This is a genomic window from Streptomyces sp. NPDC002788 (assembly GCF_053592115.1).
Genome location: NZ_JBSFVB010000002.1, coordinates 351,561 through 375,180, shown reverse-complemented (window position 1 = coordinate 375,180; position 23,620 = coordinate 351,561). Strand labels below are relative to the sequence as shown.

At 71.4% G+C, this 23,620-nt stretch carries 20 protein-coding genes, 2 tRNA genes and 1 pseudogene; 4 read left to right on the top strand and 19 right to left on the bottom strand.

Features of this window, described 5'->3' with window-relative positions; translation table 11 throughout:
* Positions 1 to 163 precede the first annotated feature (163 nt).
* The gene (gene lepA, locus ACWD1U_RS04935; RefSeq protein WP_451104463.1) at positions 164 to 2,032 is read right to left on the bottom strand and encodes a translation elongation factor 4; all 1,869 of its coding nucleotides are present in this window, start codon (positions 2,030 to 2,032) and stop codon (positions 164 to 166) included.
* 229 nt (positions 2,033 to 2,261) lie between these two features.
* Between lepA and rpsT the strand changes: the two genes are divergently transcribed.
* Positions 2,262 to 2,528: a 30S ribosomal protein S20 gene (gene rpsT / locus ACWD1U_RS04930; protein ID WP_086849999.1), complete on the top strand. Its 267-nt coding sequence runs from the start codon at positions 2,262 to 2,264 to the stop codon at positions 2,526 to 2,528.
* 176 nt (positions 2,529 to 2,704) lie between these two features.
* On the opposite strand, the gene ACWD1U_RS04925 is transcribed toward rpsT, so the two are convergent.
* Entirely contained in the window at positions 2,705 to 3,100 is a 396-nt protein-coding gene (locus ACWD1U_RS04925) for a nuclear transport factor 2 family protein (protein ID WP_451104461.1), read from the bottom strand.
* Positions 3,101 to 3,185: 85 nt separating this feature from the next.
* Here ACWD1U_RS04925 and ACWD1U_RS04920 point away from each other — a divergent pair.
* Positions 3,186 to 3,610: pseudogene (locus ACWD1U_RS04920) on the top strand (VOC family protein).
* A gap of 196 nt (positions 3,611 to 3,806) precedes the next feature.
* On the opposite strand, the gene holA reads toward ACWD1U_RS04920, so the two are convergent.
* From holA to leuS, 9 genes are all read right to left on the bottom strand, one after another.
* Positions 3,807 to 4,796 carry a DNA polymerase III subunit delta gene (gene holA / locus ACWD1U_RS04915; protein WP_451104459.1) on the bottom strand — a complete coding sequence of 330 codons (990 nt, stop codon included), beginning with the start codon at positions 4,794 to 4,796 and terminating at the stop codon, positions 3,807 to 3,809.
* Between the two features lie 36 nt (positions 4,797 to 4,832).
* Complete coding sequence (locus ACWD1U_RS04910) at positions 4,833 to 5,078, bottom strand: hypothetical protein (RefSeq protein WP_451104457.1); 246 nt, start codon at positions 5,076 to 5,078, stop codon at positions 4,833 to 4,835.
* A 38-nt stretch (positions 5,079 to 5,116) separates the two neighbouring features.
* Positions 5,117 to 5,998, bottom strand: coding sequence for a YceI family protein (locus ACWD1U_RS04905; protein ID WP_451104455.1), 882 nt, complete (start codon positions 5,996 to 5,998; stop codon positions 5,117 to 5,119).
* A 175-nt stretch (positions 5,999 to 6,173) separates the two neighbouring features.
* On the bottom strand, positions 6,174 to 7,004 hold the full coding sequence (locus ACWD1U_RS04900) for an arylamine N-acetyltransferase family protein (RefSeq protein WP_451104453.1): 831 nt from the start codon (positions 7,002 to 7,004) through the stop codon (positions 6,174 to 6,176).
* A 4-nt stretch (positions 7,005 to 7,008) separates the two neighbouring features.
* Positions 7,009 to 9,591, bottom strand: a complete 2,583-nt coding sequence (locus ACWD1U_RS04895; protein ID WP_451104451.1) for a ComEC/Rec2 family competence protein — start codon at positions 9,589 to 9,591, stop codon at positions 7,009 to 7,011.
* Complete coding sequence (locus ACWD1U_RS04890; protein ID WP_451104450.1) at positions 9,588 to 10,703, bottom strand: helix-hairpin-helix domain-containing protein; 1,116 nt, start codon at positions 10,701 to 10,703, stop codon at positions 9,588 to 9,590. The genes ACWD1U_RS04895 and ACWD1U_RS04890 overlap by 4 nt, the downstream gene beginning before the upstream one ends.
* A 119-nt stretch (positions 10,704 to 10,822) precedes the next feature.
* A complete protein-coding gene (locus tag ACWD1U_RS04885; RefSeq protein WP_451104448.1) occupies positions 10,823 to 11,668 on the bottom strand; it encodes a DegV family protein in 846 nt (281 codons plus the stop codon).
* Positions 11,669 to 11,740: 72 nt separating this feature from the next.
* A complete protein-coding gene (locus ACWD1U_RS04880) occupies positions 11,741 to 12,490 on the bottom strand; it encodes a hypothetical protein (RefSeq protein ID WP_451104446.1) in 750 nt (249 codons plus the stop codon).
* 138 nt (positions 12,491 to 12,628) lie between these two features.
* The gene (gene leuS, locus ACWD1U_RS04875) at positions 12,629 to 15,508 is read right to left on the bottom strand and encodes a leucine--tRNA ligase (RefSeq protein WP_451104444.1); all 2,880 of its coding nucleotides are present in this window, start codon (positions 15,506 to 15,508) and stop codon (positions 12,629 to 12,631) included.
* Between the two features lie 470 nt (positions 15,509 to 15,978).
* Here leuS and ACWD1U_RS04870 point away from each other — a divergent pair, with 470 nt between their 5' ends.
* Both ACWD1U_RS04870 and ACWD1U_RS04865 read left to right on the top strand, forming a co-directional pair.
* A complete protein-coding gene (locus tag ACWD1U_RS04870) occupies positions 15,979 to 17,244 on the top strand; it encodes a cytochrome b/b6 domain-containing protein (RefSeq protein ID WP_451104442.1) in 1,266 nt (421 codons plus the stop codon).
* Positions 17,241 to 18,854, top strand: a complete 1,614-nt coding sequence (locus tag ACWD1U_RS04865) for an NADH-ubiquinone oxidoreductase-F iron-sulfur binding region domain-containing protein (protein ID WP_451104441.1) — start codon at positions 17,241 to 17,243, stop codon at positions 18,852 to 18,854. Before ACWD1U_RS04870 ends, ACWD1U_RS04865 begins: the two co-directional genes overlap by 4 nt.
* A gap of 109 nt (positions 18,855 to 18,963) precedes the next feature.
* On the opposite strand, the gene ACWD1U_RS04860 is transcribed toward ACWD1U_RS04865, so the two are convergent.
* From ACWD1U_RS04860 to nadD, 8 genes are all read right to left on the bottom strand, one after another.
* Positions 18,964 to 19,036 (bottom strand) — tRNA-Ala (locus tag ACWD1U_RS04860).
* 128 nt (positions 19,037 to 19,164) lie between these two features.
* Positions 19,165 to 19,398, bottom strand: coding sequence for a hypothetical protein (locus ACWD1U_RS04855; protein ID WP_006136074.1), 234 nt, complete (start codon positions 19,396 to 19,398; stop codon positions 19,165 to 19,167).
* A gap of 3 nt (positions 19,399 to 19,401) precedes the next feature.
* A complete protein-coding gene (locus ACWD1U_RS04850) occupies positions 19,402 to 19,575 on the bottom strand; it encodes a hypothetical protein (protein WP_451104439.1) in 174 nt (57 codons plus the stop codon).
* 202 nt (positions 19,576 to 19,777) lie between these two features.
* Positions 19,778 to 19,850 (bottom strand) — tRNA-Ala (locus tag ACWD1U_RS04845).
* Positions 19,851 to 19,924: 74 nt separating this feature from the next.
* Positions 19,925 to 20,596, bottom strand: a complete 672-nt coding sequence (locus tag ACWD1U_RS04840) for a histidine phosphatase family protein (protein ID WP_451105015.1) — start codon at positions 20,594 to 20,596, stop codon at positions 19,925 to 19,927.
* Positions 20,587 to 21,033, bottom strand: coding sequence for a ribosome silencing factor (rsfS, locus tag ACWD1U_RS04835; protein ID WP_451104437.1), 447 nt, complete (start codon positions 21,031 to 21,033; stop codon positions 20,587 to 20,589). The genes ACWD1U_RS04840 and rsfS overlap by 10 nt, the downstream gene beginning before the upstream one ends.
* 105 nt (positions 21,034 to 21,138) lie before the next feature.
* Positions 21,139 to 22,842 (bottom strand): LCP family protein, encoded by a 1,704-nt coding sequence (locus ACWD1U_RS04830; RefSeq protein ID WP_451104435.1) that lies wholly within the window; start codon positions 22,840 to 22,842, stop codon positions 21,139 to 21,141.
* Between the two features lie 16 nt (positions 22,843 to 22,858).
* A complete protein-coding gene (nadD, locus tag ACWD1U_RS04825) occupies positions 22,859 to 23,602 on the bottom strand; it encodes a nicotinate-nucleotide adenylyltransferase (RefSeq protein WP_451104434.1) in 744 nt (247 codons plus the stop codon).
* Positions 23,603 to 23,620: the final 18 nt, after the last annotated feature.

Here is a 23,620-nt window from a genome sequence, read left to right as displayed (position 1 = left end):
TCGAGCAGGGATCAGAGTAAAGGGCGACCGGCCGCTGCGTAAGGGTCCGCGGCCTGTCACTTCGTACACAGAGCTACCCCGCGCACGCGCAGGGCCCGCCGCACTTTCGCACGACGGGCCCTTGTTCTACCCGGTTTGCGGTGTAACCCGCGGTAACCCGTGGCTACTTCTTGCCCTTGCCCGACCCCGCACTGTCATCGCTCGACAGGACGGCGATGAACGCCTCCTGCGGAACCTCCACGGAACCCACCATCTTCATCCGCTTCTTGCCCTCCTTCTGCTTCTCCAGCAGCTTCCGCTTCCGGGAGATGTCACCGCCGTAGCACTTGGCGAGGACGTCCTTGCGGATGGCGCGGATGGTCTCGCGGGCGATCACCCGGGAGCCGATGGCGGCCTGGACCGGCACCTCGAAGGCCTGCCGCGGGATGAGCTCCTTGAGCTTGGCGACGAGCCGCACACCGTAGGCGTACGCCTGGTCCTTGTGGGTGATCGCAGAGAAGGCGTCGACCTTGTCGCCGTGCAGCAGGATGTCGACCTTGACCAGGCTGGAAGTCTGCTCGCCGGTGGGCTCGTAGTCGAGCGAGGCGTAGCCCCGGGTCTTGGACTTCAGCTGGTCGAAGAAGTCGAAGACGATCTCGGCGAGCGGGAGGGTGTAGCGGATCTCGACCCGGTCCTCGGAGAGGTAGTCCATGCCCAGCAGGGCACCGCGCCGGGTCTGGCACAGCTCCATGATCGAGCCGATGAACTCGCTGGGCGCCAGGATGGTGGCGCGCACGACCGGCTCGTAGACCTCCGAGATCTTGCCCTCGGGGAACTCGCTCGGGTTGGTGACGGTGTGCTCGCCGCCGTCCTCCATGACGACGCGGTACACCACGTTCGGGGCCGTCGCGATCAGGTCGAGTCCGAACTCGCGCTCCAGCCGCTCGCGGATCACGTCCAGGTGCAGCAGTCCGAGGAAACCGACGCGGAAGCCGAAACCGAGGGCGGCGGAGGTCTCCGGCTCGTAGACCAGCGCGGCGTCGTTGAGCTGGAGCTTGTCGAGGGCCTCACGCAGCTCCGGGTAGTCCGAGCCGTCCAGGGGGTAGAGGCCGGAGAACACCATCGGCTTGGGGTCCTTGTACCCGCCGAGCGCCTCTTCGGCCCCCTTGTGCTGGCTGGTGACGGTGTCACCGACCTTGGACTGGCGGACGTCCTTCACACCGGTGATCAGGTAGCCCACCTCGCCGACGCCCAGGCCGTCGGCCGGCAGCATCTCCGGCGAGTTGGTGCCGATCTCCAGCAGCTCGTGCGTGGCGCCCGTGGACATCATCCTGATGCGCTCGCGCTTGTTGAGCTGTCCGTCGATGACACGGACGTACGTCACCACGCCCCGGTAGGAGTCGTAGACGGAGTCGAAGATCATGGCCCGTGCGGGGGCGTCCTTCACGCCGACCGGGGCCGGCACCTGCTCGACGACCTTGTCCAGCAGCGCCTCGACGCCGAGCCCGGTCTTGGCCGAGACCTTGAGCACGTCGTCGGGCTCGCACCCGATGAGGTGGGCGAGCTCCTCGGCGAACTTCTCGGGCTGCGCGGCCGGCAGGTCGATCTTGTTCAGCACGGGGATGATCGTGAGGTCGTTCTCCATCGCCAGGTACAGGTTGGCGAGAGTCTGGGCCTCGATCCCCTGGGCGGCGTCGACGAGGAGGATGGTCCCCTCGCAGGCGGCCAGCGACCGTGAGACCTCGTACGTGAAGTCGACGTGCCCCGGGGTGTCGATCATGTTGAGGATGTGCGTGTTGCTCTTGTCGTGGGTCGGGGCCCACGGCAGACGCACCGCCTGAGACTTGATCGTGATGCCACGCTCGCGCTCGATGTCCATGCGGTCGAGGTACTGGGCGCGCATCTGCCGCTGCTCGACCACTCCGGTCAGCTGGAGCATCCGGTCGGCGAGCGTGGACTTGCCGTGGTCGATGTGCGCGATGATGCAGAAGTTGCGGATCAGAGCCGGGTCGGTACGGCTCGGCTCGGGCACGTGGCTGGGGATCGCGGGCACGCAGGGTCCTGATTCTTGAGGCGTCCGCAGTGTCTGCGGTCTCGGGTCGGATCGATACGTAGCCTCCATGGTCCCACGGGTGCGGACCGTGGACGGGTTTGGGCCGTGAATGGGCCCGCTGGTAGCCTGGGTGGCTGTGCCTCATGCCCTCTCGCAGGAGGCACGACCTCAAGAAATCATCGGTACGGGCCCCCTGCGGTTCCGTACCAGAACCTGAGAAGGCTCATTCGTGGCGAACATCAAGTCCCAGATCAAGCGGATCAAGACCAACGAGAAGGCGCGGCTGCGCAACAAGGCCGTCAAGTCCTCCCTCAAGACCGCGATCCGCAAGGCCCGTGAGGCCGCTGCCGCGGGTGACGCCGAGAAGGCCACCGAGTACCAGCGCGCTGCCGCGCGTCAGCTCGACAAGGCCGTCTCGAAGGGCGTCATCCACAAGAACCAGGCTGCCAACAAGAAGTCGGCGCTGGCTCAGAAGGTCGCCGCGCTCAAGGGCTGACATCTGATGTGACGCCGGAGGGAATCGAGCGGGCCCTCTCTCATCCGCTCCCGTCCGGCACCCCTTCGGATCCGCGCGCGGCCTGCGTTCGCCACGCGGGCGCGGATCCAGCAGCTTGATCCGATGGCCGGATGCCCTCCTGTTCCCCATGGGAAGGCACCCGGCCTTCGGCCTGTTCAGGACCAGAATTCGTTGTTCTTGTCGATGTCCTCGACACACTCGTCGAGGTCGGTGAACTTGTCCCCGACGATCCGGAAGATGATGCACCCGGTGTCGTCCAGGCTCTTGCCGTCGCGCTCGGCGGTGAAGTGGATCATCCCGACCGCGTGGCCCCGGCCGTCGACACAGGTGCCGATCAGTTCGGCCCGCGCCGTCCCGTTGGTCTCCGTGCCGAGCCGCTCGTACATCTCGATGATCGCGTCCACCCCTTTGAAGTCGCCCGACAGAGGGTGATCTCCGGGCACGTGGTGTGTGGCGTCCCCGGCGACCAGCTCGCGCAGGGTGTCCATGTCACCGCGTGAGAAGGCATCGAATCCCCTGCGGACCAGCGCTGCGTGCGGATGCTCAGCCATGTCCGTCGCCACCTCTCCGTCGCTTGGCGAGTACGGCTGCACTCCCGATTCTCCCTCCGGACGGTTCCGGCGGCGCAGTGGAGACATGGCCGCAGACGACAGGAACGTGCTGGCCGTGTCCCGTGTGGCGACCAGGCTTCCCGCCCAGGACCTGAACCGGGCACGGCGCTTCTACTCCGAGAAACTCGGGTTGGAGCCGGTCGACGAACGGCCCGGTGGGCTGCTCTACCGGTGCGGCGGCACGGGAGTTCGTGCTGCCGGTCGACCGGTGCCTCACCGGGGACCTTCACGCAGATGGCGCTGGAGGTCGACGACATCGAGGCGGCTGTGGCGGAGCTGAAGCGGCGGGGGGTGGTGTTCGAGGAGGTCGACGCACCCGGCTTCCGCACGGAGGGCGGAATCGCCGAGATCGAGGGGAACTACCCGAGCAAGGGGGCACGGGGCGAGCGCGGCGCCTGGTTCCGCGACAGCGAGGGCAGCCTGCTGGGGATCGGGGAGCCGGTGTACTGAGCCACTGCGTCCCCTCCCGAGGGCCGCCCGGGTGAGGGGGGCCGTCGGCCCGGCCCCGGGGACCTTCCGCCGGAGTGGGGGCACGCCCCAGCCGTTGGACGGCGCCGCTGACGCCGCTTCGGGAAGCGAGCCGCCACCATCGCGGGTCTTGTGGAACAGCCGGGCCGAGAGCCCGCCGCCGCGATGGCAGGCGCCACTAACCCCGGCCCCGGGAGCGAGCCGCGCGGGCGATCGTGACCACTGCCTTCTCCAGGGCGTACCCGGGGTCGTCACCGCCGCCCTTCACGCCCGCGTCCGCCTCGGCCACGGCCCGGAGCGCCACCGCCACCCCGTCCGGAGTCCACCCGCGCATCTGCTGCCGCACCCGGTCGATCTTCCAGGGGGGCATGCCCAACTCCCGCGCGAGGTCAGCCGGCCGCCCACCGCGCGCCGACGACAGCTTCCCGATGGCCCGGACGCCCTGCGCCAGCGCACTTGTGATCAGCACCGGCGCCACCCCGGTCGCCAGCGACCAGCGCAACGCCTCCAGGGCCTCCGCGGCCCGTCCCTCGACCGCCCGGTCGGCGACCGTGAAGCTCGACGCCTCGGCCCGCCCCGTGTAGTACCGGCCGACGACCGCCTCGTCGATCGTCCCCTCGACATCCGCGACCAGCTGCGAGACGGCCGACGCCAGCTCCCGCAGATCGCTCCCGATCGCGTCGACGAGCGCCTGGCACGCCTCCGGAGTGGCGGATCTCCCCACCACCCGGAACTCCTGCCGCACGAACGCCAGCCGGTCCGCCGGCTTCGTCATCTTCGGGCAGGCCACCTCGCGGGCCCCCGCCTTGCGCGCCGCGTCGAGCAGCCCCTTGCCCTTGGCGCCGCCGGCGTGCAGCAGCACGAGGGTGATCTCCTCGGCGGGCGCCCCCAGGTACGCCTTCACGTCCTTGACCGTGTCGGCCGACAGATCCTGCGCGTTGCGGACGACGACGACCTTGCGCTCCGCGAAGAGCGACGGGCTCGTCAGCTCGGCGAGCGTGCCGGGCTGCACCTGGTCCGGGCTGAGGTCCCGTACGTCCGTGTCGGCGTCGGCGGCCTTCGCGGCGGCCACCACCTCCTGCACGGCTCGGTCCAGCAGCAGGTCCTCCTGGCCCACGGCGAGCGTCACCGGGGCGAGGGGGTCGTCATTCGCAGTCTTCCTGGCCATCGCGACAAGCATCCCACGCACCACTGACAGCGAGGCCTACGGTTCTTCCCGCCAGCCCTCCCACTCGCCGGCGAACCGGTCCAGCTCGCCGGGATCGAGCCGCCCCTCCTCGTCCCGCAGGACGACCAGCCACTGCGCGTCCTCGGCGTCGTCCTCGCCGGCCAGCGCGTCCCGCACCAACCGCGGCTCCTCGACGACTCCGAACCGCTCGGGGAGCGCCTCCACCACCTCTTCGGCCGCGTCCCGGTCGGGCAGCACCAGCACATGTCGCACGTCACTCACGCCGGACATTGTCCGACACCGCGTCGCGGCCCGGCCGCTCAGCCCTTGCGGACGACCTGCACATCGAGGTCGACCTTGATGCTCGGTCCCACGACCGCGATGCCCCGCGCCAGCATCGTCTGCCAGCTGACGGTGAAGTCGTCCCGGTGCAGCTCGGTCGTGGCCCGGCAGGCCGCCCGCACCTCGCCCTCCATGCCGTTGCCCAGCCCCAGGTACTCCGTGTCCAGGGTGACCGTCCGCGTCACGCCGTGCAGCGACAGCGCCCCCGTCACGGCCCACCGGTTCCCGCCCTTGTGCACGAACCGTTCGCTGTAGAACTCCAGCGTCGGGAAACGCTCGACGTCCAGGAAGTCCGCCGACCGCAGATGGTCGTCGCGCATCCTCATGTTGGTGTCGATGGACGCCGCGTCGATCACCACGTGCATCGCCGACCGCTCCACCGGGTCGTTGAGCCGTATGACACCCGCGAACGACTTGAACTGCCCGTGGATCCGGGCCAGTCCGATGTGCCGCGCGCTGAAGCCGATCGAGGAGTGCGCCGGCTCGATCTCCCAGTCGCCGGGGCCGGGCAGCTCCGGCGGCCGGGCCACCTGCAGCGTCACCTCCCCGAGCGACGCGAGGGAGTTCTCGGCGACCTGCGTGGTCGCCCGGTACGGCGTGTACCCCTCCGCCGACACCGCGAGCCGGTACTCCCCCGCGGGCACCGTCGTCATGAACGACCCGTACGGATCCGCTCCGCCGCTGACCACCGGACGCCCCATGCTGTCCGTGACCGCGAACTCCGCATGCCTGACCGGCTCGTGGACGGGGTCGAGCACCCGGCAGGCCAGCACTCCAGCGCTCGGCGGTGTCGACACCGCCGCCAGGGGACTCATCCGTTGCACCCGGTTGGTGCGGCTTGCCCGCCAGCGGCCGATCATCCACGCCTCCCCTGTGTGACTCGAAAACGCCTGTCGGTCACTGCTGATCACAGATACCGAAGACGCATTCGACCACCCGTGAGGCTTTCGAGGCAACACGGGGCCACATCACGGGAATCCAGCACATGTGCCGGCACTGCGCACGAGTAGCCCCCGTGTGGGCCGAATTGGCCCCCTAGGCGGGATCGCGCAGCGTCGGCACCCGGGCGAGTTCGATCCCGAACCGCTCCCGGTAGACCCCGAGCACCTCCTCGTCCGTCCCCAGCTCCCGCTCCTCCCTCGTCCCGTCGGCCGCCGTCACCGTGAGCCTGCGCCCGCTGAGCGTGATCCGTCCTCCTTCCCGCGTCAGCCGTGAGCAGACCAGCGACCGCGTGAAATGCGACACCGACGAGGTGCTGTGCCACCACGCCCCGGCCACGAAGTCGCCGAGCGCCCGCGGCCGCACCTCCAGGCGGTACTGCGGCCGGCCGTCCCGGATCACGTCCAGGTCCGCCGCCTCCGCCGCGTCGTGCCCGCCACGTACCCCGGCCGCGTCCGGCCCCGCCTCGACGATCCGGAACGTGCCCGCCGGGTCCTCCTGCTCCCCGCGGTCCCCGAACGCCAGCGGCAGATGGCTGTGCGCCCCGAAGCCGACGTCGGCCAGCCAGTCGCCCCCGTCCACCGTTCGCACCCGCAGCGCGAGATGGTCGTACGGGATCCCGAGCCGCTTCTCGTCCCCGTAGACCCGCGCCGCCAGCATCGCCACGTCGTACCCCAACGCGGCGAGCAACGCCCCGAAGGAACCGTTGAGTTCGTAACAGAATCCGCCTCGGCGCGCCCCCACCACCTTGTCCAGCAGCCGCGTCTCCTCCAGCACGATCTCCTCACCGAGATGGATCGAGAGGTTCTCGAACGGCACGGTCTGCAGATGACGCAGGTGCAGCTCACGCAGCGCGTCGACGGTGGGCCACGCCGGCTGCTCGACTTTCAGGCGGCGGAGATAGGCATCGACCAGAGCAGGGTTCATGCCCTCAGTCTCGCGCCACCCTCAGCTCTCCGTCCTCTCCTTCGACCGCCAGTGCGCCGTCCCGGTCCGTGCGCAGCACCATCGCGCCCGCCGCATGCAGCGCCGCGACCGTGCCGGGCGCCGGATGGCCGTACGGGTTGTCCTCGCCGCAGGAGATGAGGGCGAGCCGCGGGGCCGCCCGGCGCACGAGGCCGGGGTCCTGGTACGCCGAACCGTGGTGGGCGACCTTGAGCACGTCCACGCCCTCCAGCGCCTGGGCCGCCGGTGATCTGGCCAGCGCCCGCTGGGCCGGGGGTTCGAGGTCCCCGAGAAGCAGCAGGCGCAGTCCGGCTGACCGGACCAGCATCGCGACACTGGCGTCGTTCGGGCCCTCCGGGGGCGGTTGGGCCGGGAGCAGCTGCGGCGGCGCGTCCGGCGGCGGGCTCGGCGGCGGCCACACCACCTGCCAGGACAACTCCCCCGTGCGCCGCTCCTCCCCTGCCGCCGCCCGCGTCACGGGCACCCGCCGCGCCGCCGCCACTCTCCGTACGAACGCGGCCTGATCGGCCGGCTCTTCGAACCCCGTGGTCGCGATCGCGCCCACCTCCCGTCCGCGCAGCACACCGGGCAGGCCCGCCACGTGATCCGCGTGGAAATGGGTGAGCACGACCAGCGGGATCCTGGTGATGCCGAGCGAGCGCAGGCAGTGGTCGACGAGCTGCGGATCGGGCCCCGCGTCCACCACCACCCCCGCTCCCGCGCCCGCGGCGAGCACCATGGCGTCCCCCTGGCCCACGTCGCACATCACCATCCGCCAGCCCGGCGGAGGCCAGCCTGTGAGGGTCCGGGTCAGCGGCGGCGGCTGCACCACGACCAGCACCAGCAGCAGGCCGCAGACCCCGCACCACCAGGGGTGGCGAAGCATCCGCCGTCCCACGAGCAGCCCGACCAGGGTCACGGCGGCGAGCAGCGCCGCGCCCGTCCAACTGCCCGGCCAGTCCACTCCCGCGCCAGGCAGCGCCGCCCCGGTCCGGGCGATCCCCGCGATCCACTCGGCGGGCCAATGGGCGCACCATGCCAGGGCCTCGGCCACCGGCATCGCCACGGGTGCCGCGGCCAGGGCGGCGAAGCCCAGCACGGTCGCCGGCGCGATCGCGAACTCCGCGAGCAGGTTGCACGGCACCGCCACCAGGCTCACCCGCGCCGACAGCACGGCGACGACGGGCGCGCACAGGGCCTGCGCGGCGCCGGCGGCAGCGAGTGCCTCGGCGAGCCTCGGCGGTGCCCCGCGCCGCCGCAGCCCGGCGCTCCAACGGGGCGCGAGCGTGAGCAGGGCGCCGGTGGCCACGACGGAGAGCAGGAACCCGTAACTCCGAGCCAGCCACGGGTCGTACAGCACCAGCAGCAAGACCGCCGTCGCCAGCGCCGGGAGCAGCGATCTGCGGCGGCCGGTCGCGAGGGCGAGGAGCGCGACGGCCCCGCAGGCCGCGGCCCGCACCACGCTCGGATCCGGTCGGCACACCACGACGAACCCGAGCGAGAGCGCGCCCCCGAGCACCGCGGTCCCGCGCAGGGAGATACCGAGCCGGGGCGCGAGCCCCCGACGCTCGGCATGCTGCGCCAGGCCCGGCGGTCCGAGCAGCAGGGCGAGGAGGATCGTGAAGTTGGCCCCGGACACGGCGAGTGTGTGGGTGAGGTCCGTCTCCTTGAAGGCCTCCTCCAGGTCGGGGGTGACCCGCGAGGTGTCCCCGACGACCAGTCCCGGCAACAGCGCTCGGGCGTCCGCCGGCAGCCCGTCGGTTGCCTCCCGCAGCCCGGCACGCAACCGCCCGGCGAGCCTTTGGGCCGCCGAGGGCTCACCCACCACCTCGGGTGCGCCCCGGCCCCGCACCCGCAGTACGGCAGCGACCCGGTCACCGCGCGTCGTCGCGGGCGCCAGGCGCGCGTCGACCCGCAGCCGCGTCGACGGCAGCAGCCCGAGCCAGGGGGAGCGCGCCGAGGCACCGGTGACCCGGCCCGGGGCGGACGAATCCACGTCGACGATCATCAACACCGGTGTCCGTGTCACCGCCGCCACGCCACCCGCCTCGTGCACGCCCCGCACCTCCGCGTCGATCAGCACGGCGGTCGGAGCCACGTGATCACCCCGGACCCTGGGCCGGGTGAGCCGCGGATCGGACGTGAGCTCCACCTCGGCGGTCACCGTCGCGTACTCCCGCGCCAGGCCGGGCACGGGCCCCCGGCGCAGATCCGCCCCGTGCAGTCCGGCCGAGGCGGCAGCGGCGGCGACGCACAGCAGCACGGCGGCGGCCGACGCCCGAGGCCATGCCGGCGCTCCTGGCCGCCGGGCCAGCGGCAGCAGGGCGACGGCGACCAGACAGCCGGCCACGACGCCCCCGGCCCACCCGGGCGGTGCGTCCAGCACCAGCGCCGCCGTGGCCCAGGCCGCGAGGGCGGGTGGTACGAGCCGTAGGTCGGTGGGGCCCTCCTGCCGTGGTCGGGCGCTGCCGAGCCGTTTCCCGGAGGAGGCGTGCACGGACGACCGGGCGGGGCGGAGCTCGGGGGCGGCCTCGTCCTGCCGCACCGACGGGCCGGCGGCGCGCCTCATGGCCGTACGAGATTCCGCAGGTCGGCGAAGCGGCGGTCGCCGATGCCGTTGACCTCGCGCAGCTCGTCCACGGAACGGAAGCCACCGTGCTGCGTCCGGTAGCCGATGATGTGCTGCGCCAGCACCGGGCCGACACCCGGCAGGGTGTCGAGCTGGTCGAGGGTGGCCGTGTTGAGGGAGACCGGAGCTGCCGGTGCCGCCCCGGCCGCGGCCGCACCGGCCGGACCTCCGGGTGCCGCACCACCGGCTCCGGCCCCGGCGGCGGGTCCCGGACCGCCGACGATCACCTGCTCGCCGTCCACGAGGAACCGGGCGCGGTTGAGCCCGTCGGTGTTCGTGCCGGGCTTCACCCCGCCTGCCGCGCGCAGCGCGTCCGCGACGCGCGAGCCGGTCGGCAGCCGGTGGACACCGGGTTCACGGACCTTGCCGCTGACGTCCACGACGATCTCCGCCGCCCCCGCTTTCGCCGCCCCGGCCAAAGCCCCGGCAGCCCCGGCAGGCAACCCGGCGGCAGCCGGCGCTCGCTCCTCCTCGGCCCGGCCACTGCGCTCCCCCTGTCCGTAGGGAGCTGCCGCCCGCACCACCTCGGGCGGCCGCACGGACTGGGTCCGGCCGGCCCAGAAGTGCTGCACGGCGAACCCGGCGGCGACGACGAGCACCACCGTCAGAGCGAGCACGCTCCGCCGCTCCAGACCGCACCTGGTCTGCATCCACAGCGGCATGCGCTCCCGCAGCGCGAGGCCGGTCCGCTCCCGCCAGTCTCCTTCCGCCAGGCGACCGTCCCGGCCTTCCGCCTCGGGGAGGACACCCACGGGCTCCCCTGCCTCTTCGTGGCCACCGAGCCCCCGCCCGGCCTCTTCACCACCGACGGGGCCCGGCGGCGGCCCCTGCCCCGACTCCCGCCGCTCCCCGACGCGTTCGGGCGGCCCGGTGCACTCGCCGAACAACGCTCCCGCGCGCCGCCGGAGTTCCTCCGCCGAGGCGTGACGCTGCCGTGCCCGCCCGCGTGCGACAAGCCGATGCCGGCGATGACGGACGCGGCCGTCGGACGCCGGTCGCCGGCCCGGCCCACTGGTCGCGGTCGCTGTGCGTGAAGGTGATCGAAGTGCCATGCGACGAGGATCGGCCACATCGACCCGCCCGCGATGATCTTGGTCGATTCCCGGGGACAACCCCCGGGTTGTGGACAACTCCGCCACTCACACGGGTGGTCGAAGCCCCACGCCAACGTTCACCGAGGCGAAACCACAACTCCCAGCAGCCCGGGTCCCGTATGCGCCCCGATCACCGCCCCGACCTCGCTGACATGCAGATCGGCCAGCCCGGACAGCCGTGCCCGCAACCGGTCGGCGAGAGCCGACGCCCGGTCCGGGGCGGCGAGATGGTGGACGGCGACATCGACCTGGGCGCTGCCGGCCCGGTCGGCCGCGATCTCCTCGAGACGGGCGATCGCCTTGGACGCGGTCCGCACCTTCTCCAGCGGTTCGATACGCCCGTCGGCCAGCTGCAACAGCGGCTTCACCGCGAGCGCCGAGCCCAGCAGGGCCTGCGCGGCACCGATCCGGCCGCCGCGGCGCAGGTAGTCGAGGGTGTCGACGTAGAAGTAGGCGGAGGTGCCCGCGGCCCGCTTCTCCGCGGCGGTGACGGCCTCGTCCACCGTGCCGCCCGACTCCGCGGCCGCCGCCGCCGACAGCGCGCAGAACCCGAGCGCCATCGCGATCATGCCGGTGTCCACCACCCGTACCGGCACCGGCGCCCGGCGCGCGGCGACGACGGCCGCGTCGTACGTGCCGGACAGCTCGGCGGACAGATGGAGGGAGACGATGCCGGTGGCGCCGGACTCGGCGACCTTGCGGTACGTCTCCTCGAAGACCTCGGGACCGGGCCGCGAGGTCGTCACGGGACGCCGCTTGTGCAAAGCCTGGGCGAGGGCGCGGGTGGAGATCTCGGTGCCCTCCTCCAGTGCGCGGTCGCCGAGGACCACGGTCAGAGGGACCGCTGTGATGCCGTGGCGCTCCATCGTCCGGGCCGGCAGATAGGCCGTTGAATCGGTGACGATCGCGACATGGCGGGACATGAGCTGGAGGTTACCTGCCGTACAGCCCGTGCGGCAGCCCGACCCCGGTGCCCCGGGGCGCGCGTGGCCGGATCAAGTGGTGCTCTCGGGGCGGGGCTTCTTCTGCCAGGGGTAGGTGGGGCGTGGTGCGGGCGGGGTGATGGCGGGTTGGGTCGCCGGCTCCTGCCGCGGGGTCTCCTGCCAGGTCTGCCCGGCTGTCGCGGCATCGGCGCTGGGCGTTTCGGGCCACGGCCGAGCGGCGGGCTGGGGCCTCGGCGCGGAGGCGGGCTGGGGCTCCGGTGTCGTCCAGTGCCGCAGGGCGCCGGCCTCGACGTCGATCTGCGCGCTGAGGGTGTCCAGGTCGTCCTCCGCGAAGCGGCGGGCGCGGTCGCGGGCCGCCCAGCGCAGCGCGTCGGCCGACTGCGTGATGCGTTCGGTGCGCTCGCGCAGCTCCGGCAGGCGCTCCCTCAGCGCGGTGCGGTCCGGCTCGGACTCCAGGCGCTTCAGCTCGTCGTCCAGCTCGTGTCCGTGCGCACTGAGCCGCTCGAACAGGCCGAGGGACTCCTTGAGGGACTCGTCCTCGGCGACGGCTGCCCGCAACGCGTCCTGAGTGGCCCGCATCGAGGTGCGCAGCTTGAGCCGGAGCTGGGCCAGCTCGCCGGCGGCGCCGGGCTGGGCGAGGGACTTGGCCCGCAGTGTGTGGTCCTCGACCGTGCGGCGGGCCTGGGTGATACCGCGGTCCACACCGCGCTTGGCGGCACCGACGACCTTCACCGTGGCGTACACCCCGAGCCCGAGAAAGAGCACGAAGAGCAGGGCGAAGACTGCGATCACTGCATCCACAAAAGCTCCTCCTCAGGACGTCAGGGCACCTCACGTCACTCTCCAACGGTAAACGCGACGGGCAGGTCCGGAGTTCCGAAAGAACCCCGAACCTGCCCGTAGGGGACCACCCCGACAGAGGACGGCCGGCTCCGACGCCTACGCCGGAACGATGTTCACCAGCTTCGGCGCCCGCACGATCACCTTCCGGATCCCGGCCCCGCCCAGCGCGGCGACGACCTTCTCGTCCGCCAGCGCGACCTTCTCCAGCTCGTCCTCGGAGATCGACGGCGAGACCTCCAGCCGCGCCTTGACCTTGCCCTTGATCTGCACGACGCAGGTCACGGTCTCGTCGACCACGTACGCCGGGTCGGCCACCGGGAAGTCCTGGTGCACGACCGAGTCGGTGTGGCCCAGCCTGCGCCAGAGCTCCTCGGCGATGTGCGGGGCCAGCGGCGCGACCATCAGCACCAGCGGCTCGGCGACGGAGCGCGGCACCGCACCGCCCGCCTTGGTCAGGTGGTTGTTCAGCTCGGTGACCTTGGCGATGGCGGTGTTGAACCGCATGCCCTCCAGGTCGCCGCGCACCCCGTCGATCGCCTTGTGCAGGGCGCGCAGCGTCTCCTCGTCGGGCTCGGCCTCGACGACCGTCACCTCGCCGGTCGTCTCGTCGACGATGTTGCGCCACAGCCGCTGGAGCAGCCGGAACTGGCCGACCACCGCGCGCGTGTCCCAGGGCCGGGAGACGTCCAGCGGGCCCATCGCCATCTCGTACAGCCGCAGCGTGTCGGCGCCGTACTCGGCGCAGATCTCGTCCGGAGTGACCGCGTTCCTCAGGGACTTGCCCATCTTGCCCAGCAGCCGGGAGACCTTCTCGCCCTGGTAGTAGTACGCGCCGTCGCGCTCCTCCACCTCGGCGGCCGGCACCGCGATGCCGCGGCTGTCCCGGTAGACGTAGGCCTGGATCATGCCCTGGTTGTACAGCTTGTGGAACGGTTCGGCGGAGGAGACGTGCCCCAGGTCGTACAGGACCTTCGACCAGAAGCGCGCGTACAGCAGGTGCAGCACGGCGTGCTCGGCGCCGCCGACGTACAGGTCGACACCGCCGTGCGGCTGCCCCTCGCGCGGGCCCATCCAGTACTGCTCGATCTCGGGGTCGACCAGCTTCTCGGAGTTGTGCGGGTCCAGGTAGCGCAGCTCGTACCAGCAGGAACCGGCCCAGTTGGGCATGGTGTTGGTCTCGCGCCGGTACTTCCGCGGACCGCGGCCGTCGCCCAGGTCCAGCGTGACGTTCACCCAGTCCTCGTTGCGCGACAGCGGCGTCTCGGGCTGGGTGTCGGCGTCGTCCGGGTCGAAGGTGCGCGGCGAGTAGTCCTCGACCTCGGGCAGCTCCAGCGGCAGCATCGACTCGGGCAGCGCGTGGGCGATGCCGTCCTCGTCGTAGACGATCGGGAAGGGCTCACCCCAGTAGCGCTGGCGGCTGAACAGCCAGTCCCGCAGCCGGAAGTTGACGGTGCCCTCGCCGATGCCCCGACGCTCCAGCCACTCGGTGATGCGCGCCTTGGCCTCGGCGACGCCCAGGCCGTCCAGGCTGACCTCGTCGTTGGACGAGTTGATGATCTTCGCGTCGGACGACGAGAAGGCGTTCTCCCAGGTGGAGGTGTCCGTGCCGCGGCCGTCGGTGGGCTCGACGATGCAGTGGATCGGCAGCTCGAAGACGCGCGCGAATTCGAAGTCGCGCTGGTCGCCGGCCGGGACGGCCATGATCGCGCCGGTGCCGTAGCCCATCAGGACGTAGTCGGCGATGAAGACCGGGACCTGCTCGCCGTTGACCGGGTTGGTCGCGTAGGCGCCGATGAAGACGCCGGTCTTGTCCTTGGCCTCGGCCTGGCGCTCGACGTCGGACTTCGAGGCGGCCTGGGCGCGGTAGGCGGCGACCGCCTCACCGGGGGTGGCGTGGCCGCCGGTCCACACCTCGTGGGTGCCCTCCGGCCAGGCGGCCGGGGTGAACTTCTCGACCAGCGGGTGTTCGGGCGCCAGCACCATGTAGGTGGCGCCGAACAGGGTGTCCGGGCGGGTGGTGAAGACGGTGATGCGCTCGCCGTCGATGGGGAAGTCGACGCGGGCGCCCTCCGAGCGGCCGATCCAGTTGCGCTGCTGCAGCTTGATGGCCTCGGGCCAGTCCAGCTCCTCCAGCTCCTCCAGCAGCCGGTCGGCGTAGGCCGTGATGCGCATGTTCCACTGGCGCAGCTTGGCCTTGAAGACCGGGAAGTTGCCGCGCTCGGAGCGGCCCTCGGCGGTGACCTCCTCGTTGGCCAGCACGGTGCCCAGCCCGGGGCACCAGTTGACCGGCGCGTCCGAGGCGTAGGCCAGCCGGAACTCGCCCAGGACGTCGGCCTTCTCGCCGGCGCTCAGCTCGCTCCACGCGCGCGTGTGCCCCGGTACGGGCCGCTCACCGGACTCGAATGCGGCGACCAGCTCGGCGATGGGACGGGCCCGCCGGGCGTCGGGGTCGTACCAGGAGTTGAAGATCTGCAGGAAGATCCACTGGGTCCACTTGTAGTAGTCCGGGTCGATCGTGGCGAACGAGCGGCGCTTGTCGTGGCCCAGGCCCAGCCGGCGCAGCTGGGACTTCATGTTCTCCATGTTGGCTTCGGTGGACACGCGAGGGTGCGTGCCGGTCTGCACCGCGTACTGCTCGGCGGGCAGGCCGAAGGCGTCGAAGCCCAGGGTGTGCAGGACGTTGTGGCCGGTCATCCGCTGGAAGCGGGCGAAGACGTCCGTGGCGATGTAGCCCAGGGGGTGGCCGACGTGCAGGCCCGCACCGGAGGGGTACGGGAACATGTCCATGATGAACTTCTTGGGCCGGGCGACGATCTCCCGGTCGCCCGCCAGGTCACCCTTCGGGTTGGGCGCGGCGTAGGTGCCGTCCGCGTCCCAGAAGTCCTGCCAGCGTGCCTCGATCTCGGCAGCCGTCGCGGCCGTGTAGCGGTGCGGCGCTGCCACCTCGGAGGGGGCAGCGGGGTTCGTCTCGCTCATGATCCTCAAAGCTCCATCGATCGTCTCTGCCTGCGGCTGTGTGGTTCTAGAAACGAAAAATCCCCTCGCACAGGAGGGGACGCCGCGCCGATTCCGGCCACTCGACTCGTCCGGTGGCCGGGACTGATCAGCGCGGCCCGCTAAGCAGAAGGCGTACGGCACGCATGGCGTTAGGGTACCGCAGGCCCCCAGCGCGCCGCGACGCGCTTGTCGAGGGCCTTCTCGCCACTCGAAGAGCTGAACGAAGGTCAAAGGTTACTCCGCGTAACAGCACCTAAGGGGCATCGCAACAACCACATCGTCTTTTGATAACAACGCAACGACGCAAACCTCGTACCCATCGGTATGGCTCCGCTTAGAGTGCGGCAGCGGGACCGCTGCTTTCCCGAACCGCTCGGAGTTGCCCCCATGAACCCTCATCGCAGTATCAGCTCGCCACCCCCGGTCGACGGGACGTGGGGAGGCAGGTCGTGAACCCCAACGACTCGACGGCAGACGACTCGTTCGCCGAGTTCCTCAACTTCGGCGCCGGCGTGCTGTCCCTCGTGTGTCTGACGTGCTCGGTGATCTGGGGTCTGGTCGCCCAGGACCGGGTCCTGCTCGACGCGCGCAGGCGCATCCTGGCGCAGGCCGTGCACCGGACCACGGCCGTCGCCTCGATCGCCTTCCTGCTGGTGCACATCGGGGTGAAGCTGGCGCTGTCCCACACCTCGTGGATCGCCGCCGTGATCCCCTTCGGGCTGCTGCTCACCGAGGACGAGCTGGTCACGGGCAGGTCGTTCCTGATCGGCCTCGGCACCCTGGCCGGCATGCTCATGATCTTCGTGGGCGTCACCGGCGTGCTGCGCAACCGCTTCGCCTCCCCCGCGCCCGTCGCGGCCCGCTGGCGGGCCATGCACATGCTGGCCTATCCGGCCTGGTGCGCCGCCCTGGTCCACGGCCTCTACGCGGGTCGCGCGGCCAAGCCGATCTTCGTCATCCTGTACGGCCTGTCCCTGGCCGGAGTGGCCGGAGCCCTCGCCCTGCGCGCGGCTCCTCGCCCGGTCAAGCGCAAGGTCGCCGACCGGTTCGCCTCGCTCATCGGGCCTGGTGAGGGCCAGGGCCGCAGGGACCTGGAGGAGAGCCGGGCCCGGGCGGGCGGCGGCTCCGCGCTGCCCGGCTACGAAGGCCGGGAGGCGCGCGCGGGAGCCGCGGCGTCCGCGCCGGGCCCGCGCTACGAGAAGGCGGAGCGCCCCGCACCCCAGGAGTCGACGAGCGGCTTCGCCGCCGCCTACCGGGCCGTCTCGGGCCCACCCCTGGGCCAGCAGGCCTTCGCGCCGGGGCCGACCACCCGCATGGAACTGCCGCTGGACCTGCAGGCCACCGAGACCATCCCGACCGTGGACGGCCCGTCCAGCACCTCGGGCAACTGGCCGATCCCGTCCCCGCCCCCGGTCGGCGAGGCCCCGCCGTCGGCCTACGACCCGCTCCAGGACACCGGCTTCAACATCCCGCCCTACGACCCCCTGCAGGACACCGGACAAAGCATCCCGGCCTATGGCAATCCAGGCGCCGCCGGCTACGGATCGAGTGACGTGTACGACACGGGTGAGACGAACGCCGTCTACGAGACGTACTACCCGAACGACACGTACAACAGCGGTCCCGCCACTGAAACACCGCCCGGTGCCTCCTACGACTTCGACGCACCGGGCTCGGGCGAACCTTGGAACACGCCTTCCGGAGGCTTTAAGTGAACGAGGCCCTGCCCGACGTACCCGAAGTCCGCGTGGTCGGTCTTCCCCAGCTCACGTCGGGCTTCGACCTTGTCGATCGGCTCGATCTGTCCATGCATCTGAAGGTGCACGGACCGCTCGAGCCGTTGGGCGGCGAGCAGCTCGCCCAACTCGCCGAACGCATCAACCTGAAGGGCCGCGGCGGCGCGGGCTTCCCCTTCCACAAGAAGCTGCGCTCGGTCGCCGAGGCGGCGATCAAGCGCGGCGTCCGGCCGGTCGTCGTCGTGAACGGAAGTGAGGACGAACCGGCCTGCCGCAAGGACACGGTGCTGATCAACCGTGCCCCGCACCTGATCCTGGACGGCGCGCTGTTGTGCGCGGAAGCCCTGGGTGCCCGCACGCTCGTGGTGGGGGTCACCCGTGAGTCCACGCAGCGCTCGATGGAGGCCGCGCTCGCCGAACGCGGCCTCAGCAACGGCCGCAGGTCGGCGTTGCGCGCACGTGTGCAGCGCAACCCGGTCCGCATGGTCACCGGTGCCGCCGCCTCGCTGATCCGCTCGATCGACGGCGGCCCGGCCATCCCATCCGGCCGCAAGGTCAGCGCCTCGCAGAACGGCGTCGGCGGCGCTCCGACGCTGCTGTCCAACGCCGAGACCTTCGCCCAGCTGGCGATCGCCGCCCGCATCGGCCCGGAGCGCTACGGCAACACCGGCCTGTACGACGAGCCGGGCACCGTCATGCTCACGGTCTCCGGGGCGGTCGCCCGCCCCATGGTGATCGAGGTCCCGACGGGCGTGCCGCTGCGCTACGTCCTGCAGCTGGCCGGCGCGCCGCCGGTGCCGCAGGGCGTGCTCACCGGCGGCTACCACGGCAAGTGGATCGACGCGGCGACGGTCAACGAGGCGATCGTCTCCCGCAATTCGCTGGACGCGGTGGGCGGCGCGCTCGGCGCCGGCGCGATCCTGCCGATCACTCAGGACACCTGCCCGCTGGGCGAGTCGCTGCGGGTGGCGCAGTGGCTGGCGGAGGAGAGCGCGGGTCAGTGCGGCCCCTGCTACCTCGGCCTGCCGGCCGCCGCGCGCGGTTTGGAGGACATCCTCAACGGCGGCGGACCGGCCGCCCTGGAGGCGCTCAAGCAGGTCGCCAAGAACGTGAAGCGGCGCGGCGCGTGCTCCCACCCCGACGGCTCCGCGATGTTCATCGAGTCGACCATCAAGGCGTTCACCGACGACCTGGCCGCCCACGTCCTCGGCAACGGCTGCGGACGGCGCGTGGAGGGCGTTCTGCCGCTCTTCGAGGGCGGCAGGGCGCCGACGGGCATCCCGGGCGGCGGCGAGTCCGAGGAGAACGGCCCCAGCCGCCAGAAGATCTACGTCGACTGGACGTTGTGCCGGGGCCACGGCCTGTGCGCGGACATCCTCCCCGAGGTGTTCCAGCTGGGCGCCGACGGCTTCCCGACCGTGGCGCAGGCACAGGTGCCGCGGTACGCCGAGGCCAAGGCTCTGCGCGCGGTGCGCCGCTGCCCCGCGCTGGCCCTGCGCATCGAGGAGGACACGCGCTCCCAGGGCGCCCCGTCCCGCAACCTGCCGGTCCTCTCCCAGGGCCGCGGCCGCCGCGCTCTGGGCCGCTGAGCACCCGTACGGCGGGCTTCCCTCAGGGGAGCCCGCCGTACGTGTACACGGACACCGCACACGAAGAAGGCGGGCCATCCGATCGGATGGCCCGCCTTCTCATTTGCTGTGGAGCTAAGGAGAATTGAACTCCTGACCTCCTGCATGCCATGCAGGCGCTCTACCAACTGAGCTATAGCCCCTTGCGGTGCGCCCCCGGGTTTCCCTGGCGGCGACGCCAACATTACTGGGCCACCGGGCCCAACACCAAATCCATTTCACCTCGCACAGAGATGCCCGCTATGCCGGATTTGCACCAACCTTGCGAACACTAGGCCGTGACGAACGAATAGAACCGCTTGAGCGTGCAGTGCTCCTCCAGAAGCCGACCGTAGATCGGCTCGCCCTCCAGCTCGCGGTACGTCTCGATCGGGTCGCCTTTTATGATCAGCGCCCGCGCGCACTCCTCGCACCAGTACTGGTAGTCGGGATTGATCGGCTCCATGTCGCGGACGATCGGAGTCCCGCTGCCGCACCAGTCGCACTTCCGCCTGTGTGCACCCATCGATCAGCTCCAGCTGTGGCCGCAGGCCGTGCACACGTAGGAGATACCGCCGTTGTCGCCGAGCATCTGGGCCACATGCGCGGAACCGCAGGAAGGGCAGCTGAGGCGGGTGGACATGTCCTGTGTCACCGCCGCTCCGAGGAGGTGGTCGACCTCCTCGCGGATGCTCGCAGGCATCGCTACTCCCTCCCGTCGGGTCGCGCCCCCTTCCGGCCGTTTGATTCTGCCACGGCCGGACCAATACGGTCAGCGACGCCTCAGCACCAGTCCGGACACGGCACCCGGCGGGGCCGTAGAGGTATACGCCCCGAAGGGTCAGAGTGACTCAAGCCGGGGCGTGAAAAAAATCCCGCCCCCTGACGGGAACGGGATCTTGATGTGGAGCTAAGGAGAATTGAACTCCTGACCTCCTGCATGCCATGCAGGCGCTCTACCAACTGAGCTATAGCCCCTGGTGTCCTTCCCGGCGGGCCGGGCGAACAAGAAGAACTTTAGCCTGCGACCTGCCGGAAAGTGAAATCCGGGGTCAGTCGTCGTCTCCGAGCACCGGCTCCGGCAGCGTGCCGGCGTTGTGCTCCAGCAGCCGCCAGCCGCGGGCGCCTTCGCCGAGGACGGACCAGCAGCAGTTGGAGAGTCCACCGAGGCTCTCCCAGTGGTGGGGGTCGAGACCCAGGAGGCGGCCGATGGTGGTGCGGATCGTGCCGCCGTGGCTGACCACGACGAGCGTGCCGTCCTCGGGGAGCTTCTCGGCGTGCCGGAGCACCACGGGGGCGGCGCGGTCGGCGACCTCGGTCTCCAGTTCGCCACCACCGCGGCGCACGGGCTCGCCGCGTTTCCACGCGGCGTACTCCTCGCCGTGCCGGCTGATGATCTCCTCGTGCGTCAGGCCCTGCCAGACGCCCGCGTAGGTCTCGCGCAGCGCCTCGTCGTGGGTCACGTCGAGGCCGGTGAGCAGGGCGAGCTCGGCGGCCGTGTGCGCGGCGCGCTTCAGGTCGGACGCGGCGATCGCGTCCGGCTTCAGGGAGGCCAGCAGGCGGGCCGCGCGGCGGGCCTGGGCCACGCCGGTCTCGGTGAGCTCGACGTCCGTGGTGCCCTGGAAGCGGCGCTCCACGTTCCACGAGGTCTGGCCGTGCCGCCAGAGGATGACGCGGCGGCCCCGGCCCGGCTTGCCGGCCTCACTGAAGACACTCACCGCCAGTCACCTTCCAGCTCCGTCGCCTCCTCGGCCGCCCGCAGCTTTGCGTGCTCCTCGGCCTTGCCGCGGCTGGCCCGGGCGTCCTCGGGCAGGTCGAGTTCGGGGCAGTCCTTCCACAGCCGCTCCAGGGCGTAGAAGACGCGCTCCTCACTGTGCTGGACGTGCACGACGATGTCGACGTAGTCGAGCAGGACCCAGCGGGCCTCGCGGTCGCCCTCGCGGCGCACCGGCTTGGCGCCGAGTTCCTTCTGCAGGCGCTCCTCGATCTCGTCGACGATCGCCTTGACCTGGCGGTCGTTGGGCGCGGAGGCCAGCAGGAAGGCGTCCGTGATGGACAGCACATCGCTGACGTCGTAGGCGACGATGTCGTGGGCCAGCTTGTCGGCGGCCGCCTGGGCGGCGGTGTTGATGAGCTCCTGGGAGCGGTCGGTCACGGTCACTACAAGGCTTTCGGTCGGCGGTCAGTTGACACCAAGGGTCTCACGGACCGCAGCGGGCTCCCCACGCGATGACGCCGGACCGCGTGGGGAGCCCGCTCCCGCCGCCTAGGCGGACGACGGCTTGTAGTCCCGGCCGAGGATCACGGCGACGTCGGCGCCCGCGGAGATCCTGCCCTTGGTGACGGAGCTCGCCGGCAGTCCCAGGGTCTTGGCGACCTCGGCGGCGTTCGCCTTGTCGGCGGCGTCGGCGTAGACGACCTCGGAGGTGGCCTGGGCGGCCCCGGCCGTGCCGCCGTCCAGGAAGGTGAAGCCGCCGTTGAGGAGCACCACGCGGGCCTTCTCGGTGTCGTCCTTGACGCCGGTGGCGTTCTGGACGGAGACGCTCGTGGCGGCGTCCTTGTCGGGGCTCTTGGCGGTGCCGCCGAGGACCTTCTTGACCACACCGGCGCTCGCCTGGGCGCTGAGCGTGCCGTCGCCCTGGACGGGCAGCAGGTCCGTCTTGTAGTCGCCGCCCTTGGCGAGGTCGGAGAGCCCGGCGAGGAAGGCACCCAGGTCCTTGTCGGTCAGGGACGGGTCGAGGATCTGCGCCAGGGTCTGGATGGTGGTGGTCGCGGCCCCCGGGTCGGAGGGCATCTTGCGCAGCACGCCCTGCAGGACCTGCCCGAAGCGCTCCAGCTGGGCGTCCTGGGCCTCGCCGGGGGCGCGGTAGGTGGCGTAGGCGACGGCCATCTTGCCGCTGAGGGTCTGGTCCCGGCCCTTGCTGACCAGGGGCGCCTCGCCCTTCTTCTTGGCGGCCGGGTCGGGCACGTCGGTGTTGGTGTCGACGTCGATGTTGCCGACGAGGTCGACGAGGTTCTGCAGGTAGGGGGTGTCCAGACGCCAGGTGCCCTGGATGTCGGTGCCGAGGACCGTGTCGAGCGCGCCGCGGGTGCCGTCGGAGCCGTCGTCGTCCACCGACTTGGCGAGGGTCGTCGTGGTGCCGTCGTCGCTGGTCAGGGCGAGCGAGTTGGGCAGCAGGACGGTGGTGCCCCGCTTGGTGGTGGTGTTGTCGACGAGGAGGGCCGTGGAGGTGCCGCCCTTGGTGTCGTGCAGGTGGACGACGATGACGTCGCGCTTCTGGGCGCCGGCGGCCGTCGCTGTGCCCGTGGCGGAGTCGTCGGAGGACAGGCCGGGCAACTTCCCCGCGTACCAGAGGTAGCCGACGCCACCGGCCGCGGCGAGTGCGAGGACGACGGCCAGGGCCACGATCCGGCTGCGGGCGCGGCGCCGGGCCTCCTCCCGGCGCTCGGTGCGGTTCTCGGTGAACTTCAGCCAGTCGATGACGTCTTCGGAGTTGTCGTCCGGTTCCTCGACGAAGGCGAACTGCTCGGTGTGGTACTCCCGTCGCGGCTCGGCGGGGGCTTCCTCGTGGTCGGCCGGGCCGGCCTGCTGCGGGATGTGCGCCGCCTGCTGTGCGCTCTGCCCGGCGGCCCGGGGCTGCCGTCCGGTGCCGTCCGCGGTCGCGGCCTGGCCGTACGGGTCGTGGGGTCCGCCCTGGTGCGGGACGGAGCCGTAGGGGTCGTAGCCGTAGGGGGCGGCGGGCTGCTGCTGTCCCGTGCCGTAGTCGGGCGGGGGCTGCTGCCCGCCCGGGGCGTACGGGTCGTAGGAGTGGCCCTGCTGTTGCTGCTGGGCGTACGGGTCGTACGGGTCGTACGTCTGCTGCCGCGTCTGCTGATGCTGGACCTGCCGGTAGACAGGTTGGCCGTACTCGTCGTAGCCGACGAGCTCGTACTGGTCGCCCCCGTACCCCGGGTCGTATCGGTCGTTCACCGGTGCCCCTCTCGGCTCACTCGCCGCGGTACAGCTCGCGCTTGTCGATATAGCGCACGACGCCGTCCGGCACCAGGTACCAGATGGGGTCGCCCTGGGCGACTCTCGCACGGCAGTCCGTGGAGGAGATGGCGAGAGCGGGAACCTCCACGAGCGAGACGCCCCCCTCCGGGAGTCCGGCGTCGTCCAGCTGGTGGCCCGGCCGGGTGGCTCCGATGAAGTGCGCCAGGGAGAACAGCTCCTCGCTGTCGCGCCAGGTGAGGATCTGGGCGAGCGCGTCGGCGCCGGTGATGAAGAACAGGTCCGTGTCCGGGTTGAGCGCACGCAGGTCGCGCAGCGTGTCCACGGTGTAGGTGGGGCCGCCGCGGTCGATGTCGATGCGGCTCACGGAGAACTGCGGGTTCTCGGCGGTCGCGATGACCGTCATCAGGTAGCGGTCCTCGGCCGGGGAGACGCTGCGGTGGCTCTTCTGCCAGGGCTGGCCGGTCGGGACGAAGACCACCTCGTCGAGGTGGAACGCCGCGGCGACCTCGCTGGCGGCCACCAGGTGCCCGTGGTGGATCGGGTCGAAGGTGCCGCCCATGACGCCGAGGCGGCGCTTGCCCGGCTGCGCGGCGCTCTTGCCGGGGCCGTCGATCCGGCGGGGCGCCGTGGCGGCACGGCGGGGCTCCGAGTGTCGCTCGGTGCCGCTCGCCGTGTCCTGTGCCGGGTCGTGCGGCGTCTCGTTCGCCGGACCGGTAGGCATGTCCTGCTCTCCCATGCGTGCAGACCCTACCGG

Excerpts from the sequence above, each read along its gene's own strand:
- leuS (WP_451104444.1), bottom strand. The coding sequence starts at position 15,508 with ATGAGCGAGACGAACCCCGCTGCCCCCTCCGAGGTGGCAGCGCCGCAC.
- ACWD1U_RS04905 (WP_451104455.1), bottom strand. The coding sequence starts at position 5,998 with ATGATCGGCCGCTGGCGGGCAAGCCGCACCAACCGGGTGCAACGGATG.
- ACWD1U_RS04895 (WP_451104451.1), bottom strand. The coding sequence starts at position 9,591 with ATGAGGCGCGCCGCCGGCCCGTCGGTGCGGCAGGACGAGGCCGCCCCC.
- holA (WP_451104459.1), bottom strand. The coding sequence starts at position 4,796 with ATGGCCAGGAAGACTGCGAATGACGACCCCCTCGCCCCGGTGACGCTC.
- ACWD1U_RS04885 (WP_451104448.1), bottom strand. The coding sequence starts at position 11,668 with ATGTCCCGCCATGTCGCGATCGTCACCGATTCAACGGCCTATCTGCCG.
- ACWD1U_RS04890 (WP_451104450.1), bottom strand. The coding sequence starts at position 10,703 with ATGGCACTTCGATCACCTTCACGCACAGCGACCGCGACCAGTGGGCCG.
- nadD (WP_451104434.1), bottom strand. The coding sequence starts at position 23,602 with ATGGGAGAGCAGGACATGCCTACCGGTCCGGCGAACGAGACGCCGCAC.
- ACWD1U_RS04925 (WP_451104461.1), bottom strand. The coding sequence starts at position 3,100 with ATGGCTGAGCATCCGCACGCAGCGCTGGTCCGCAGGGGATTCGATGCC.
- ACWD1U_RS04855 (WP_006136074.1), bottom strand. The coding sequence starts at position 19,398 with ATGGGTGCACACAGGCGGAAGTGCGACTGGTGCGGCAGCGGGACTCCG.
- ACWD1U_RS04900 (WP_451104453.1), bottom strand. The coding sequence starts at position 7,004 with ATGAACCCTGCTCTGGTCGATGCCTATCTCCGCCGCCTGAAAGTCGAG.
- ACWD1U_RS04850 (WP_451104439.1), bottom strand. The coding sequence starts at position 19,575 with ATGCCTGCGAGCATCCGCGAGGAGGTCGACCACCTCCTCGGAGCGGCG.